The sequence below is a fragment of the Streptomyces sp. NPDC002730 genome (assembly GCF_042888805.1).
In the GTDB taxonomy this organism is placed as follows: domain Bacteria; phylum Actinomycetota; class Actinomycetes; order Streptomycetales; family Streptomycetaceae; genus Streptomyces.
The window spans coordinates 478525-493497 of the sequence record NZ_JBIAQG010000005.1 but is presented as its reverse complement, the minus strand read 5'-3'; the positions used below and the strand labels follow the sequence as shown (position 1 = coordinate 493497).

Below are 14973 nucleotides of genomic sequence, written 5' to 3'. Positions count from 1 at the left end.
GCTTCGGATCTGCTTCGGATCTTGCTGCAGAACTGGACGGATCTGCTCCATACTGCACCAGCTCCTGAGCGAAATGCGTTCGCCAGTGCTTTCCCGGGGGTGCGATCCTGGGATCCGTATGTCTACTTCCTTCGCCGACCTTCAGACCCTCCTGGCCGGGGTGTCGCTGCGCGACGCCCAGCGGCTCGGCCGTCGTCTCGAAGGCGCCCGCCGCATCCGTAAGCCCGAGGCGCGGCAGGCCGTGCTGGACGAGATCGCCTCCGAGGCCGAGCGCTCCGCTGCCCGCGTGACTGGGCGCGCCGACCGGGTGCCCGAGGTCACCTACCCCGAGCAGCTGCCGGTCAGCCAGAAGAAGGACGTGATCCTCGAGGCGATACGGGACCACCAGGTCGTGATCGTCGCGGGTGAGACCGGTTCGGGCAAGACGACCCAGATCCCGAAGATCTGTCTGGAGCTGGGCCGGGGCGTACGCGGCATGATCGGCCATACGCAGCCGCGCAGGCTCGCCGCCCGTACCGTGGCCGAACGCGTCGCGGAAGAGCTCCGTACCCCGCTCGGCGAGGCGGTCGGCTGGAAGGTCCGCTTCACCGACCAGGTCAACCAGGACGCCACCTTCGTCAAGCTGATGACGGACGGCATCCTCCTCGCCGAGATCCAGACGGACCGCGAGCTGCGCGCGTACGACACGATCATCATCGACGAGGCCCATGAGCGGTCCCTCAACATCGACTTCCTGCTCGGCTATCTGGCCCAGCTGCTGCCGAAGCGCCCCGACCTCAAGGTGATCATCACCTCCGCGACGATCGATCCGGAGCGCTTCTCGCGCCACTTCGGCGACGCTCCGATCGTCGAGGTCAGCGGCCGTACCTACCCCGTCGAGGTCCGCTACCGACCACTCCTCGAGGACGAAAGCGAGGAGTCCGACCGCGATCAGATCACCGCGATCTGCGACGCCGTCGAGGAGCTCCAGTCCGGGGGCAAGGGCGACATCCTCGTCTTCCTCTCCGGCGAGCGCGAGATCCGCGACACCGCGGACGCGCTCAACAAGAAGCAGTATCGCTTCACGGAGGTACTCCCCCTCTACGCACGCCTCTCGCATGCCGAGCAGCACCGCGTCTTCCAGCCGCACACCGGCCGCCGCATCGTCCTCGCCACGAATGTCGCCGAGACCTCGCTGACCGTCCCCGGCATCAAGTACGTGATCGACCCGGGCACCGCCCGTATCTCCCGCTACAGCCATCGCACCAAGGTCCAGCGCCTGCCCATCGAGCGGATCAGCCAGGCCAGCGCCAACCAGCGCAAGGGCCGCTGCGGCCGTACGTCCGACGGCATCTGCATCCGTCTCTACTCCGAGGACGACTTCGACTCCCGTCCCGAGTTCACGGACGCCGAGATCCTCCGGACGAACCTGGCCTCCGTCATCCTCCAGATGACCGCGGCCGGCCTCGGCGACATCGAGAAGTTCCCCTTCATCGACCCGCCGGACCACCGCAACATCCGCGACGGTGTCCAACTCCTGCAGGAACTGGGCGCGTTCGACCCGGTCCAGAAGGATCCGAAGAAGAAGCTGACGCCGCTCGGCCGCAAGCTGAGCCAGCTGCCCGTCGACCCGCGACTGGCCCGCATGGTCATCGAGGCCGACAAGAACGGCTGCGTACGCGAGGTCATGGTGATCGCGGCCGCGCTCTCCATCCAGGACCCGCGCGAGCGGCCCGCCGACAAGCAGACGCAGGCCGACCAGCAGCACGCCCGCTTCAAGGACGAGACCTCCGACTTCCTCGCCTTCCTCAATCTCTGGCGCTACATCCGCGAGCAGCAGAAGGAGCGCGGCTCCTCCAGCTTCCGCCGGATGTGCAAGCAGGAGTATCTGAACTTCCTGCGCATCCGCGAGTGGCAGGACATCTACGCGCAGCTGCGTACAGTCGCCAAGCAGATGGGCATCCATCTCAACGAGGAGGACGCTCCCGAGCAGTCCGTCCACACCTCGCTGCTGGCCGGTCTGCTCTCGCACATCGGCCTCAAGGACACGGACAAGAACGAGTATCTGGGCGCCCGCAGCGCCAAGTTCGCGGTCTTCCCCGGCTCGGCGCTCTTCAAGAAGCCTCCGCGCTTCATCATGTCGGCGGAGCTCGTCGAGACCTCCCGGCTGTGGGCCCGCGTCAACGCCAGGGTCGAGCCGGAGTGGATCGAGCCGCTCGCCCAGCATCTGATCAAGCGCACCTACAGCGAGCCGCACTGGGAGAAGGACGCTGCGGCGGTGATGGCGTACGAGAGGGTCACGCTGTACGGCGTGCCGATCGTCGCGCAGCGCAAGGTGAACTACGGGCGGATCGATCCGGAGACGTCCCGCGATCTGTTCATCCGCAACGCGCTGGTCGAGGGCGATTGGCGTACGCACCACAAGTTCTTCGCCGACAACCGCAAACTCCTCACCGAGGTCGAGGAGTTGGAGCACCGCGCACGCCGCCGCGACATCCTGGTGGACGACGAGACGCTCTTCGACTTCTACGACCAGCGGGTGCCCGAACATGTCGTGTCGGGTGCACACTTCGACTCCTGGTGGAAGCACAAGCGCCGGGACGAGCCCGAACTTCTCGATTTCGAGCGCGAGATGCTCATCAACGAGAAGGCCGGATCGGTCACCAAGGACGACTACCCGGACTCCTGGCGCCAGGGTGCGCTGAAGTTCCGGGTGACGTACCAGTTCGAGCCGGGCGCGGACGCGGACGGCGTGACCGTCCACATCCCTCTCCAGGTGCTGAACCAGGTCACCTCCGAGGGCTTCGACTGGCAGATCCCGGGCCTGCGCGAGGACGTGGTGATGGAGCTGATCCGCTCCCTCCCCAAGCCGATCCGCCGGCACTACGTCCCGGCGCCGAACTACGCGAAGGCGTTTCTGGAGCGGGCCGTGCCCCTGCAGGAGCCGCTGCCCACCACGCTCGCACGTGAGCTGCAGCGCATGGTCGGCGTCCCGGTCACGGCCGACGACTTCGACCTGACCCGGATTCCCGATCACCTGAAGATCACGTTCCGGATCGTCGACGAGCGCCGCAAGAAGCTCGCCGAGGACAAGGATCTGGAGGCGCTGAAGCTCCAGCTGAAGCCGAAGGCGCGCCAGGCCCTCTCCAAGGCCGCGGCGGCCGCCACGTCCGGCCCCTCGGGGGAGTCCCTGGAGCGCACGGGTCTGACCGACTGGACGATCGGCACGCTGACCCGAGTCTTCGAGACCCGCAGGGCGGGCCAGCCGGTCAAGGCGTACCCGGCCCTGGTCGACGACGGCGCGAACGTCTCGGTACGCCTCTTCGACACCGAGGCCGAGCAGCAGCAGGCGATGTGGCGGGGCACGCGGCGGCTGATCCTGCTCAACATTCCGGTGAACCCTGCCAAGTTCGCCTCGGACAAGCTCAACAACCAGCAGAAGCTGGCGCTGTCCCGTAACCCTCACGGCTCGATCCAGGCGCTCTTCGACGACTGCGCCATGGCCGCGGCGGACAAGCTGATCGCCGACCACGGCGGTCCGGCCTGGGACGAGGAGTCGTTCCGCAAGCTGTACGACAAGGTGCGTGCCGACCTCGTCGACGCGACGGTACGGACCGTGGGCCAGGTGGAGCAGATCCTGGCCGCCTGGCAGGCCTGCGAGCGCCGTCTGAAGGCCACGAACAGCCTGACGCTCGTCAACAACGTCCAGGACGTACGACAGCAGCTCGCGGCCCTCATGCCGGCCGGCTTTGTCACCAGGACGGGCCTGCGGCGGCTGCCGGACCTGATGCGCTACCTGGTCGCGGTGGACCGCCGGCTGCAGCAGATGCCGACGGGCGTGCAGCGCGACACGACGCGCATGGAGAAGGTCCACGAGATGCAGGACGAGTACGCCTGGCTGCTGGAGCAGATGCCGCAGGGCCGCCCGGTCCCGCAGGAGGTCCTGGACATCCGCTGGATGATCGAGGAGCTGCGGGTGAGCTACTTCGCGCACGCGCTGGGCACGGCGTATCCGGTCTCCGACAAGCGCATCGTCAAGGCGATCGACGCGGCGGCGCCGTGACCGGCGGGGCTGCTTGCATCGAGTTCGACCGCACCCCCTGACCTGCTGTACAGTCTCTCTCGCAGCCAACGCGTAGTTAGAGGCTGCGAAACCTGGTCCTGTGGAGCAGTTTGGAGTGCTCGCCACCCTGTCAAGGTGGAGGCCGCGGGTTCAAATCCCGTCAGGACCGCAGTAGATCGAAGGCCCGTATCCCTAGGGGATGCGGGCCTTCGTCGTGCCATGCCCCCACGCTGCGTCGTACGGCCGTCTTGACGGCGTCATCTGCCACCGGTACCCAGTCATTAGAGGACGGCACACACCCGGAGGTGACGTGCATGGCGGCGTCCGCAGCGAGGCAGCACGAGACCAGAGCGCTTCTACGCGCCCACCTGAAGGCAGCGTCCGGCTACCGGCATCTCACGCGGCACTGCCCCATATGCCATCGCCTCCAGCGGCTCGCCATGGAACTGCCCATGTCCGCCCCCACGTCCGTCCCCGCACTCACCCCTACAGCCGAGGACGAAGCTCCTGCCCCTGAGTGACCTACGCCTCGTTACCGCCGGTTTTTTCGGTGACAGGCGCGTCTTTGGCAAGAGTTGTGCGGTGTGACGGGTGTCACCGGGTGAGTTTTCGAAAGCGGGGAACTTACCCCCTTCTTACAAGCAACCAATTTAATATGTGCAATTGCACCACTCTCCGGGCACTTCCCCGTCCGCCGGCCGCCCCCACCCGCAGCAGCCTCCACGGGTCACCCCGGCCCGCCTGCGGGCACAAAAAAGATCGCGCTGGACCCGGCGGAGTCCAGCGCGATCAATGACGAAGTCTGTTGGGGCAGACGGCCGCCATGTGGCGCTATCGGTGGGCTTGCCCGGGATGGGGGTCCCGGAAATGCCCGATCAATGGGGTGTTCAGGCCTCGCTACGCTGCTGCGGAATACCCGCAAGCAGTGCGCGGACCTCTGCCTCGCGGTACCGACGATGTCCACCGAGCGTGCGGATGGACGTGAGCTTGCCAGCCTTGGCCCAGCGGGTGACCGTCTTCGGGTCCACGCGGAACATCGTGGCAACCTCAGCCGGGGTCAGCAGCGGCTCGGCATCAGGGGTGCGAGCGGTCATGAGCGGCCTCCTCGGGAGAACCGAACCATCTCGGTTCTTTCCTCTAAATTCTGCACCTTGACCCGCGTTGCCCGAAATGGCGGACGCGGGTCGAGTCGGTTATAGGACGAACGGCTTGTCCTCGGCACTACAACTACACCATCCGTCCAGCCACGTCGGCCAAACCGATGGAATTGCCCTCTGAGGTGTTCATCAGCGGCGGAAGCCGATGGACCATGCCATAACGGACAGTCACGCCACAGTGACGATCAGTCACAGGATGATCAGGAGTCATCAGACCCCCCATAGAGTGCAATGCCGAGTATTCCGCCCTTACTTGGACGGAAGGAGCCCTCACCGGGCTCCTTGTCCTATTTTGACACGAGGGTAGGTGATGGGCGCAAGGGGCTGGTAAGTGCCGTCCGTCACGCTTGATACAAAGGCCCGGAACGGGACCTACGTCCTGGACCGATGAGCTCAGTGGTCCCCGGAACGCTCAGTTTGCGGACTGAAGGTCCCTGACGGCCCGCCAGCGCTCCACAAGACGCGCGTACGCCTCGCCCGCGCCTTCACCGTCTCCGGCCCGCAGCGCCGCGATCCCCTCGGCCACATCCGCCGCCGAGCGGTCCTCGGCGAGCTGCGGTCCGGGAAGAGCGTGCACCAGGCCGCCGTAGTCCAGCTCGACCAGGGAGCGCGGATGGAATTCCTCCAGCCACCGCCCCACATCTACCAGGCCTTCGGTCAGCTGTCCCTCGTCGATCGTCTCTCTCAGCGTCTTCAGCGCGCGGGCCACCCGCCGCCGGGCCTGCACCATCGGCGTCCGGTAGCGCAGCACCGGCCCGGCGGGCTCGTACTCGCGCTCCTCGTCCGAGAAGAGCGCGAACCAGCGCACCGGGATCTGCCAGACCGACGTCCTGATCCACGGCCGCGCGTCCGGGTTGCGCTCGCGCCACTGCTCGTAGTCCGCGGCGGCCTGCCCGCGCACCACCGGCGGCAGCACCGCGTCGAGGAGAGGCGCCGGCAGCTGCTCCGCCAGCTCCTCCAGGGCCAGCCAGCCGCGCAGCCGGGTACGCCACGGGCAGACGCACACCACCCCGTCCACCTCCGTCACAAAGGCGTCGGCGCTCTCGTGGACCGGCACCGGGACCGGCGGGGTGGGCAGCAAGTCGGCCAGCGAGCGCCGCAGTTCGTCCTGGGCGGTGGGGGTGGTCTCCCGGCGGGCGTAGCGGGCCCAGTGGCTCCGCTCGGGCTCGGGAAAGGCCGCCAGCGGCTCGTACACCCGCAGGTAGGCCGCGTAGGGAACGAGGACCGAGGACAGCGCTGGCATGCCGCGAATCCTTCCACGCCGGTACTCCGCCAGGGGGTGATCCTCAGCACTGCGTCGGATCTACGCACGCGTAGGACTTACCCTCGTCCCCAACTGGGCCTTCCCCACCCACAGGAGGGCCTTCCTCCGCCGCTTCGTACCTGGGAGTCACCACCGTGACCGATCTGACCGACGGCGTCCTGCACACCCTGTTCCAATCGGATCAGGGCGGCCACGAGCAAGTCGTGCTGTGCCAGGACCGCGCCTCCGGGCTGAAGGCCGTCATCGCCATCCACTCGACCGCTCTGGGCCCGGCCCTGGGCGGCACCCGTTTCTACCCGTACGCCACCGAGGCAGAGGCCGTCGCGGACGCGCTGAACCTCTCGCGCGGGATGTCGTACAAGAACGCCATGGCCGGGCTCGACCACGGCGGCGGCAAGGCCGTGATCATCGGTGACCCCGAGACGATCAAGACCGAGGAACTACTGCTCGCCTACGGCCGGTTCGTCGACTCTCTCGGCGGCCGTTATGTGACCGCCTGCGACGTCGGCACGTACGTCGCCGACATGGACGTCGTGGCCCGGGAGACCCGGTGGGCCACCGGCCGCTCCCCCGAGAACGGCGGCGCGGGCGACTCGTCCGTGCTGACCGCGTACGGCGTCTTCCAGGGCATGCGGGCCTCGGCCCAGCATCTGTGGGGCGACCCGACGCTGCGCGGCCGCAAGGTCGGCATCGCGGGCGTCGGCAAGGTCGGTCACCACCTGGTCGAGCATCTGCTGTCGGACGGCGCCGAGGTCGTGATCACGGATGTACGGGAGGAGTCCGTACGCCGGATCCTCGACAAGCACCCGGGCAAGGTCACCGCGGTCACCGACACGGACGCCCTGATCCGCGCCGAGGGCCTGGACGTCTACGCGCCGTGCGCGCTCGGCGGCGCGCTGAACGACGACTCCGTGCCCGCGCTCACCGCGCACGTGGTCTGCGGCGCCGCCAACAACCAGCTCGCGCACCCGGGCGTGGAGAAGGACCTCGCGGACCGCGGGATCCTCTACGCCCCCGACTACGTCGTGAACGCCGGCGGCGTGATCCAGGTCGCCGACGAGCTGCACGGCTTCGACTTCGACCGGTGCAAGGCGAAGGCGTCGAAGATCTTCGACACCACGCTGGCCATATTCGCACGCGCGAAGGAAGACGGTATTCCGCCGGCCGCGGCGGCCGACCGGATCGCCGAGCAGCGCATGGCGGAGGCCCGCGGACGCTGATCCTCGCGGGGCCGGCCCGCCGACCTGGGAGACAAGACTCACCCCGGTCGGCGGGTCGACTGCCAAGAAGAGGTTAAAATCGCAGTTGACCAGCGAGGACGGGGCTCCTCGCGGGTCCTGCGAAGTGGCGCGTCATGCGGGCGGCGTACCGTATGGCCGCGGAAGCAGGTACCGTTGAAGTCCTACGGACCGGTCTCTCCATGGAGAGTCCGTTCCGAATTATGAACGCGTGTCAAGACTCTGGGGCCGTCGAGCCCCGTCACCGAGGGGGTCGAGCCATGGGGCGCGGCCGGGCCAAGGCCAAGCAGACGAAGGTCGCCCGCCAGCTGAAGTACAACAGCGGCGGGACTGACCTGTCGCGTCTGGCCAATGAGCTGGGCGCATCGCCTTCGAGTCAACCACCGAACGCTGAGCCGTTCGAGGACGACGACGAGGAAGATGACCCGTACGCACAGTACGCGGATCTGTACAACGACGACGATGACGAGGACGACGAGTCCGGTCCGTCGTCACAGCGCCGCGGCGCTTGACGTACGTACACCTCAAAAAGCGTTGCTACGTGACCCGGTCCGAGGCCCACGCCCCGGACCGGGTTTCGCGCTGCCCTTGTGGGCTCAGCCTGCGTAGTCACCCGTGAGCGTCGCGCCCGTGGTGTGCTCGCCGCGCTCGGTGATCTCTCCCGCGACCCAGGCGTCGACGCCGCGGTCCGCGAGCGTGGTCAGCGCCACGTCCACCGACTCCTCGGGGACGACGGCGATCATGCCGACCCCCATGTTGAGGGTCTTCTCCAGCTCGAGCCGCTCGACCTGACCGGCCTTGCCGACGAGGTCGAAGACCGCGCCCGGGGTCCAGGTCGAACGGTCGACGACCGCGTGCAGGCTGTCCGGGATGACCCGGGCCAGGTTGTTGGCAAGACCGCCGCCGGTGATGTGGCTGAAAGCGTGCACCTCGGTGGTCCGGGTGAGCGCCAGGCAGTCCAGCGAGTAGATCTTGGTGGGCTCGAGGAGCTCCTCGCCCAGGGTCCGCCCGAATTCCTCGACCTGCTGGTCCAGGGACATCTTGGCGCGGTCGAAGACGACATGGCGGACCAGCGAGTACCCGTTGGAGTGAAGGCCGGAGGACGCCATGGCGATGACCGCGTCACCCGTACGGATACGATCCGCGCCCAGCAGCCGGTCGGCCTCCACCACGCCCGTACCGGCGCCTGCGACGTCGAAGTCGTCCTCGCCCAGCAGTCCGGGGTGTTCGGCGGTCTCGCCGCCGACCAGCGCGCAGCCGGCCAGCACACAGCCCTCGGCGATGCCCTTGACGATGGCGGCGACACGCTCGGGGTGGACCTTGCCCACGCAGATGTAGTCGGTCATGAAGAGCGGCTCGGCGCCGCAGACGACCAGGTCGTCGACGACCATGCCGACGAGGTCGTGGCCGATCGAGTCGTACACGCCCATCTTGCGGGCGAGATCGACCTTCGTGCCGACGCCGTCGGTGGCCGAGGCGAGCAGCGGACGCTCGTAGCGCTTGAGGGCGGAGGCGTCGAAGAGGCCGGCGAAACCGCCGAGGCCGCCGAGGACCTCGGGGCGCTGCGTCTTCTTCACCCACTCCTTCATCAGCTCGACGGCGCGGTCGCCGGCTTCGATGTCGACGCCCGCGGCTGCGTAGCTGGCACCGGCGCCCGCGTGCGGAGCACGCTCAAAAGACTCAGCTGTCATGACGGAGAGAACTTTCGTGTCGTACTGCAGGACTTACGGGCGACGGAGCGCGTCGGCGGCATCGGCGCCGCCCGCCAGCTCCGTCTCCAGAAGCTGCTTGCCGAGCAGCTCGGGGTCGGGAAGGTCCATCGGGTACTCGCCGTCGAAGCAGGCGCGGCAGAGATTCGGCTTGGCGATGGTGGTCGCCTCGATCATCCCGTCGAGGGAGATGTACGAGAGCGAGTCCGCGCCCAGCGAAGTGCCGATCTCGTCGATCGTCATGCCGTTTGCGATGAGCTCGGCGCGGGTCGCGAAGTCGATGCCGAAGAAGCAGGGCCACTTCACCGGCGGGGACGAGATCCGGATGTGGACCTCGGCGGCGCCGGCCTCGCGGAGCATCTTCACGAGCGCACGCTGGGTGTTGCCGCGGACGATCGAGTCGTCGACGACCACCAGGCGCTTGCCGCGGATGACTTCCTTGAGCGGGTTCAGCTTGAGGCGGATGCCCAGCTGGCGGATGGTCTGGGACGGCTGGATGAAAGTGCGGCCGACGTAGGCGTTCTTCACCAGACCGGAGCCGTACGGGATTCCGCTGGCCTCGGCGTAGCCGATCGCGGCGGGAGTGCCGGACTCCGGCGTCGCTATGACCAGATCCGCTTCGACCGGGGCTTCCTTGGCGAGTCTGCGACCCATCTCCACACGGGAGAGATAGACATTCCGGCCGGCGATGTCGGTGTCGGGGCGGGCCAGATACACGTACTCGAAGACACAGCCCTTGGGCTTCGCGTCTGCGAATCGGGAGGTGCGGAGGCCGTTCTCGTCGATGGCGATGAGCTCGCCCGGCTCGATCTCGCGGACATAGCTGGCGCCGCAGATATCGAGGGCGGCGGACTCGCTCGCGACGACCCAGCCGCGGTCGAGGCGGCCGAGGACGAGCGGGCGGATGCCTTGCGGGTCGCGGGCCGCGTAGAGGGTGCCCTCGTCCATGAAGACGAGCGAGAAGGCGCCCCTGACCTCGGGCAGCACCTTGGCGGCGGCCGCCTCTATGGTCAGCGGCTTGCCGTCGTCGTCGACCTGGCCCGCGAGGAGCGCGGTGACCAGATCGGTGTCATTGGTTGCGGCGACCTGGGTGGCCCGGCCGTTCTCCTTGGGGAGTTCGGCGACCATCTCGGCGAGCTGGGCGGTATTGACCAGGTTTCCGTTGTGGCCGAGCGCGATCGAGCCGTGGGCGGTCGCCCGGAAGGTCGGCTGCGCGTTCTCCCACACGGAGGCGCCCGTGGTCGAGTAGCGGGCGTGACCGACCGCGATATGACCCTGGAGGGAGCCGAGGGAAGTTTCGTCGAAGACCTGCGAGACCAGGCCCATGTCCTTGAATACGAGGATCTGTGAGCCGTTGCTCACCGCGATTCCCGCGGATTCCTGGCCTCGATGTTGGAGGGCGTAGAGCCCGAAGTAAGTGAGCTTCGCGACCTCTTCACCCGGAGCCCAGACACCGAAGACGCCGCAAGCGTCCTGGGGGCCCTTCTCACCGGGGAGCAGGTCGTGGTTGAGTCGTCCGTCACCACGTGGCACGGCACCGAGTGTAGGCGAGATCGACCACTGGTCCGAATTGGGGATGCGGAACGGGCTCCCTCGGGGGTGGTCCGGGGCGGTCCTGACGGGCGCACAGGGGCTTGGCGGGTGTCCATTCGGGTGTCCACATTTCGGGACGATCGTTGACAGGTACACGGAGGTTCGGGGAGGCTCCTGGCTCATGCAGCCTCTTGGTGACCGGACGGTCACGCTGGTGGAGCGCCGACACGTTGACCTGGTCCGTGTCGCGAGCGCGATCTGTCGCTGCGTGTAGTTCCTCGCTGACCCCGGTTCGGGGGTCCTTTCGGTTCTTGTTCCGGGGTCCGGTCCGGGTCCGGTCTGCTCACAGGGCGGTCGGTCCGCCCCGCGTTGCGCATTTCACACTGCCGCTCCCCCTCGGGAGCGTGGCCAGTCATGTCTGGAGACACGGTGACCTCGTACGACCACAAGCTGAGCCGGCGCGCCTTCGGAGGAGCCGTTGGCGCCGCGGCCGCCGCCGTGGGGCTCGCGGCCGGGACCGCCGAGGCCGCAGCGCCTCAGGAGCGGGCCTGCCGGGCGGCGCGGGCGCTTAGGGCGGCATGCGCGCTGCGGCGAGGGGAGTGGAAGTACTACCGGGGCAGGAGCCGCAAGGACCAGCTCTTCAAGCTGACCGAGGACGCGCGGGAGCAGGCGGACAAGGCGGCCGTGGAGCCCGGGCGGCTCGCGGAGCTGCGGGCGGCCTGGGAGCGGACGGACGCCGGGCTGCTTCCGTACCCCGGCTGATCACTTCTGCGCGGCGGTCGCGGCCAGTCCCTTGCCGTTCGGCGTGGTGAGGGACAGGCCGCGGTGCTGCAGTTTGTACGTCACCGTCCCGTCGAGGACCTTGAGCAGTTCGCGCTCCACGGTCATCTCCGGGCCCGGGCACTGCTTCCGGGTGGTGGCGAGACGGCCGAAGGTGATGTTGGTGCCGGTGATCTTCGCGGTGCTGTGGAAGGTGTTGCAGCCGAGGCTGCCCTGTACGGAACCGTCCTTGCCGAAGGTCAGATACGCCTTCTTGTCCGTGCCGGCCGGCAGGGACGACGCGGTCCCGTCGGAGAGGAGTGAGTTCACCCACCACTTGGTGCCCACCAGCGCGGCCGGACGCTCGGAGGTGAGGGCGATGGAGTCGCCCTTCTCGGTGGTCAGCGTGAGCTTCCCGTCGGCGATCTTCGCCTTGAGCTTGCCGGAGAAGGCGGCCCGCAGCTCGTCCTCGAAGCCCTGGATGTCCTTGGCGCAGGCCATCTCGGTCATCTCGGCCGGGCTCACGGTGACCGTGTCACCGTCGACCTTGACGTCCGCGCCGAAGTGGTTGCAGCCGTAGTTGCCCTGGGCCCGGCCCTTGTCCGTGATCTCGACATGCGCGCCGGCCGGCGCCGCGGACTTCTTACCGCCGACGGTCACGCTGTCGACGGACCAGTGAACGCCGGTGAGGGGCAGATCGGTCTTCACCGAGCCGCCTCCGTCGCCGGAGCCGGATCCCGGCTCCGTGCCGCAGGCGGCAAGGGCGAGGAGGGCCAGGACGGTGACAGGAATGCTCAGCTGGTTGCGCATACCGTTGGGACGGGGGAGGTGTGGCTCTGGTTCCCCGCCGGGTTCCGGCGCTGCGTTCAGCCGCTGGGTCCCCGCGCTGCGTTCCCCCGCCGCGATCAGCCACTGCGCTCAGCCGCTGCGATCAGCCACTGCGCTCAGCCGAGGATCGGCAGCAGCCCCGAGAGGTCGGCGCGCTCGCCGCTCGCGCTGACCTTCGCCGCCTCGAGCGCCTCGGCCCATCCCGTACGCCCCGTGGCGAGCCGGATCCAGGTCAGCGGGTCGGTCTCGACGACATTGGGCGGGGTGCCGCGCGTGTGCCGCGGGCCTTCGACGCACTGCACAACGGCGAACGGCGGCACGCGCACCTCGGTGGATGCACCCGGAGCCTTCACCGCGAGGGCGTCGGCGAGCAGCCGGGTGCAGGCGGCGAGCGCCTGTCGGTCGTACGGGATGCCGAGGCCCGTCGCGTCGTTCAAGTCGTCCGTGTGGACGATGAGTTCGACGGTGCGGGTGACGAGGAAGTCGCCGAGGCGCATCGCGCCGACGCGGGTGGCGAGCAGCCGGCCGTCGGACGCGGCGGGCAGCAACTCGGCCAGCCGCGCGGCAGTTCGCACATAGAGCTCTTCGGGCTCACCGCTCGCCGCAATCTCCTTGGTGTCGTCGGAGACCTTCCCGGCGAAGGCGACGGTCGCGAACGGCCAGTCCAGCAGATCGAGTTCCTGCCTGGCGGGCTCGCGCTGCTCGAGACTCCGGCCGACAGCGCCGACGACCATGGCGATGTGCCCGGCCAGATCGCGCACCGTCCAGTCGCCGAGTCGGGTGGGAAGGGCGAGCTGCTCGGGCGTGAGCGTGCCCACCGCCTGCCGTACGTTCTCGAACTGGGCGAGGACGGCCGCGCGGATCTTGACGGGGTCGTAACTGCGGGTGCGCTTCTTGGCCGGTGGCATGAGACCGACATTAAGGGGTGGGTACGACAGCGGGCGGGCGTTCACTCCCTGACGAAGTCCGCGGGCTCGGGGAACTTCACGTCCGTGCAGCCGCGGCGGGCGGCGACGTCGTCGACGTACGCACGCAACAGCCCGCTGAGGCGTCCTTGAACGACCCTGTCGTACACATTGCCCAGCGTCATCGTGTGCACAGCCGGCCGTCCTTCGCAGACGGAGGAGGCCCACCACACCCGGGTGCCGCGGCCCCTGCCCGCCGTGCCGGGTGCCACCTTGACCTGGTCGCCTCCGAAGCCCTGGGCCACGACCTCGGCCGCCTCGTCGCCGAAGAACGACTGCGTCCTCACCCACCACCCCGCGAACCGCAGCACGTCGGAGAGGCGCTGGTCCTTGAGCACGCCGTCCGCGTGGTGCGGCCAGATCCTGCGGGTCTCCTCGGCACTGACCGCAAGGAGGCAGGTTTCCTGCCAGCTCGCGGAGCCGGCCGGCGCATCGAGGGCCCGGTCGGGCAGCTCGCCGCGCCCCTTTGCGGTGAACCGCGCGTACCAGCCGCAGGTCCCGGAGGCCGACTCCGCCCTGCCGAGCCGCACCTCGGCGGCTGCCAGCCGCTTCGGGACCTCGGGCAGCGCCGCCTCGCAGCCCAGCCGGTCTGCAGCCCGATCGGCGGCGTGGCGGGCGATACCGGCCAGCGCTCTGAGGTCCGCCGCGGTGACGTCGGCGTCCTCCTCGTACTGAGCCACGGCCAGCGCCTTGACGGACGTAATACGCCCCTTCGTCCTGGCCGGGTTCGCGCACACCGCCTTCGCCGTGGCGGTCGAGTCGTCGTAGTGGCCGAGCCTGCCGTCGCCGAGCGGGTGCGGCAGCGCCTCGTCGGCGCGTGCCACGAGAGCCTCGTCCCTGGGACGGTCGCGTCGGTCGAAGGGGTTTTTCGAGCTTCCGGAGACGATGTTGGCGTATCCGTCGGAGGGCTGCGGGACGACCGTGAGCGCGAAGTGCGCATACGTGGTGCCGGGTTCGCCCACCCGGTAGATGACGCAACTGCCTGTCTGCTGCTCGGAGTCGATGGTGTCGTCCGCGTCGCTGCTGGGCTTGACCCGGTGGATGCCGCCGTTCAGCCGCAGGACCGCGTCCGGCTCCACCAGCCCGCCGCACGCGCTCACGATCTTCTCGCGGCTCGCCGCCACGTCCCGGTGCTCGTCGTACTCCAGCCAGAACCCCCAGCAGGCCCCGCCGATCCCGGCCACCGCGAGCGCGCACAGCAGCCGGTTGACCGCATTGCGCCGGCGGCTTCCGCGGTCCGGAAACAGCCGCGGGGGGCGGTCGGGGAACGCGATGTGCGAGCCCGGATCGTCCGGCCAGCGCGATATGGGCGATGAGTTCATGGACTTCCCGCTCCCCCGTACGACGGCACGGCCGACGAAGCTATCAGGCAGGCATGTCCGGCTTCGCGGCGGTGAACGGTTCGCCGTTCCCGGAACGCCGATATCGCGCCGACGGAACGGAATTCCACGCGCCGTATCCACGACGTCGGGGCCACG

Annotated in this window: 12 protein-coding genes, 1 tRNA gene and 1 pseudogene; 7 read left to right on the top strand and 7 right to left on the bottom strand. The window is 68.6% G+C overall.

From position 1 onward, the window contains the following. Positions 1 to 118: 118 nt before the first annotated feature. The 3 genes from hrpA to ACFYXH_RS15980 all read left to right on the top strand — a co-directional run bounded on the left by hrpA (position 119) and on the right by ACFYXH_RS15980 (position 4563). The gene (gene hrpA, locus ACFYXH_RS15990; protein WP_389562918.1) at positions 119 to 4042 is read left to right on the top strand and encodes an ATP-dependent RNA helicase HrpA; all 3924 of its coding nucleotides are present in this window, start codon (positions 119 to 121) and stop codon (positions 4040 to 4042) included. A gap of 94 nt (positions 4043 to 4136) precedes the next feature. After that, positions 4137 to 4211: transfer RNA gene (locus ACFYXH_RS15985), tRNA-Asp, on the top strand. A 145-nt stretch (positions 4212 to 4356) separates the two neighbouring features. Next, on the top strand, positions 4357 to 4563 hold the full coding sequence (locus tag ACFYXH_RS15980; protein ID WP_389562917.1) for a DUF6274 family protein: 207 nt from the start codon (positions 4357 to 4359) through the stop codon (positions 4561 to 4563). A 366-nt stretch (positions 4564 to 4929) separates the two neighbouring features. Here ACFYXH_RS15980 and bldC read toward each other — a convergent pair whose 3' ends face one another. Further along, entirely contained in the window at positions 4930 to 5136 is a 207-nt protein-coding gene (gene bldC / locus ACFYXH_RS15975) for a developmental transcriptional regulator BldC (protein WP_003949541.1), read from the bottom strand. A 475-nt stretch (positions 5137 to 5611) separates the two neighbouring features. After that, positions 5612 to 6442, bottom strand: a complete 831-nt coding sequence (locus tag ACFYXH_RS15970) for a hypothetical protein (RefSeq protein WP_389562915.1) — start codon at positions 6440 to 6442, stop codon at positions 5612 to 5614. A 155-nt stretch (positions 6443 to 6597) separates the two neighbouring features. Between ACFYXH_RS15970 and ACFYXH_RS15965 the strand changes: the two genes are divergently transcribed. Both ACFYXH_RS15965 and ACFYXH_RS15960 read left to right on the top strand, forming a co-directional pair. Next, the gene (locus ACFYXH_RS15965) at positions 6598 to 7683 is read left to right on the top strand and encodes a Leu/Phe/Val dehydrogenase (protein ID WP_389562913.1); all 1086 of its coding nucleotides are present in this window, start codon (positions 6598 to 6600) and stop codon (positions 7681 to 7683) included. Positions 7684 to 7961: 278 nt separating this feature from the next. Continuing rightward, complete coding sequence (locus ACFYXH_RS15960; protein WP_307662491.1) at positions 7962 to 8213, top strand: DUF3073 domain-containing protein; 252 nt, start codon at positions 7962 to 7964, stop codon at positions 8211 to 8213. Positions 8214 to 8297: 84 nt separating this feature from the next. Here ACFYXH_RS15960 and purM read toward each other — a convergent pair whose 3' ends face one another. Beyond that, positions 8298 to 9392 (bottom strand): phosphoribosylformylglycinamidine cyclo-ligase, encoded by a 1095-nt coding sequence (gene purM, locus ACFYXH_RS15955; RefSeq protein ID WP_327324608.1) that lies wholly within the window; start codon positions 9390 to 9392, stop codon positions 8298 to 8300. A 33-nt stretch (positions 9393 to 9425) separates the two neighbouring features. Next, positions 9426 to 10943, bottom strand: a complete 1518-nt coding sequence (gene purF / locus ACFYXH_RS15950) for an amidophosphoribosyltransferase (RefSeq protein ID WP_389562912.1) — start codon at positions 10941 to 10943, stop codon at positions 9426 to 9428. A 43-nt stretch (positions 10944 to 10986) separates the two neighbouring features. Here purF and ACFYXH_RS15945 point away from each other — a divergent pair, with 43 nt between their 5' ends. Further along, positions 10987 to 11217, top strand: a complete 231-nt coding sequence (locus ACFYXH_RS15945) for a putative leader peptide (RefSeq protein ID WP_389562911.1) — start codon at positions 10987 to 10989, stop codon at positions 11215 to 11217. Between the two features lie 293 nt (positions 11218 to 11510). Next, positions 11511 to 11705, top strand: a pseudogene (locus tag ACFYXH_RS15940) (twin-arginine translocation pathway signal protein); the annotation flags it as partial. Here the strand turns inward: ACFYXH_RS15940 and ACFYXH_RS15935 are convergent. The 3 genes from ACFYXH_RS15935 to ACFYXH_RS15925 all read right to left on the bottom strand — a co-directional run bounded on the left by ACFYXH_RS15935 (position 11706) and on the right by ACFYXH_RS15925 (position 14817). Next, positions 11706 to 12512: an META domain-containing protein gene (locus ACFYXH_RS15935; RefSeq protein WP_389562909.1), complete on the bottom strand. Its 807-nt coding sequence runs from the start codon at positions 12510 to 12512 to the stop codon at positions 11706 to 11708. 134 nt (positions 12513 to 12646) lie between these two features. Then, positions 12647 to 13438 (bottom strand): sterol carrier family protein, encoded by a 792-nt coding sequence (locus tag ACFYXH_RS15930; RefSeq protein WP_389562908.1) that lies wholly within the window; start codon positions 13436 to 13438, stop codon positions 12647 to 12649. Between the two features lie 41 nt (positions 13439 to 13479). Beyond that, positions 13480 to 14817 carry a hypothetical protein gene (locus ACFYXH_RS15925; RefSeq protein ID WP_389562906.1) on the bottom strand — a complete coding sequence of 446 codons (1338 nt, stop codon included), beginning with the start codon at positions 14815 to 14817 and terminating at the stop codon, positions 13480 to 13482. Positions 14818 to 14973 lie beyond the last annotated feature (156 nt).

What these genes read in the sequence shown, in the direction of transcription:
- ACFYXH_RS15970 (WP_389562915.1), bottom strand. Translation starts at nt 6,442, where the DNA reads ATGCCAGCGCTGTCCTCGGTCCTCGTTCCCTACGCGGCCTACCTGCGG.
- ACFYXH_RS15930 (WP_389562908.1), bottom strand. Translation starts at nt 13,438, where the DNA reads ATGCCACCGGCCAAGAAGCGCACCCGCAGTTACGACCCCGTCAAGATC.
- ACFYXH_RS15925 (WP_389562906.1), bottom strand. Translation starts at nt 14,817, where the DNA reads ATGAACTCATCGCCCATATCGCGCTGGCCGGACGATCCGGGCTCGCAC.
- ACFYXH_RS15945 (WP_389562911.1), top strand. Translation starts at nt 10,987, where the DNA reads ATGCGGAACGGGCTCCCTCGGGGGTGGTCCGGGGCGGTCCTGACGGGC.
- bldC (WP_003949541.1), bottom strand. Translation starts at nt 5,136, where the DNA reads ATGACCGCTCGCACCCCTGATGCCGAGCCGCTGCTGACCCCGGCTGAG.
- hrpA (WP_389562918.1), top strand. Translation starts at nt 119, where the DNA reads ATGTCTACTTCCTTCGCCGACCTTCAGACCCTCCTGGCCGGGGTGTCG.
- ACFYXH_RS15960 (WP_307662491.1), top strand. Translation starts at nt 7,962, where the DNA reads ATGGGGCGCGGCCGGGCCAAGGCCAAGCAGACGAAGGTCGCCCGCCAG.
- ACFYXH_RS15980 (WP_389562917.1), top strand. Translation starts at nt 4,357, where the DNA reads ATGGCGGCGTCCGCAGCGAGGCAGCACGAGACCAGAGCGCTTCTACGC.
- ACFYXH_RS15935 (WP_389562909.1), bottom strand. Translation starts at nt 12,512, where the DNA reads ATGCGCAACCAGCTGAGCATTCCTGTCACCGTCCTGGCCCTCCTCGCC.
- purM (WP_327324608.1), bottom strand. Translation starts at nt 9,392, where the DNA reads ATGACAGCTGAGTCTTTTGAGCGTGCTCCGCACGCGGGCGCCGGTGCC.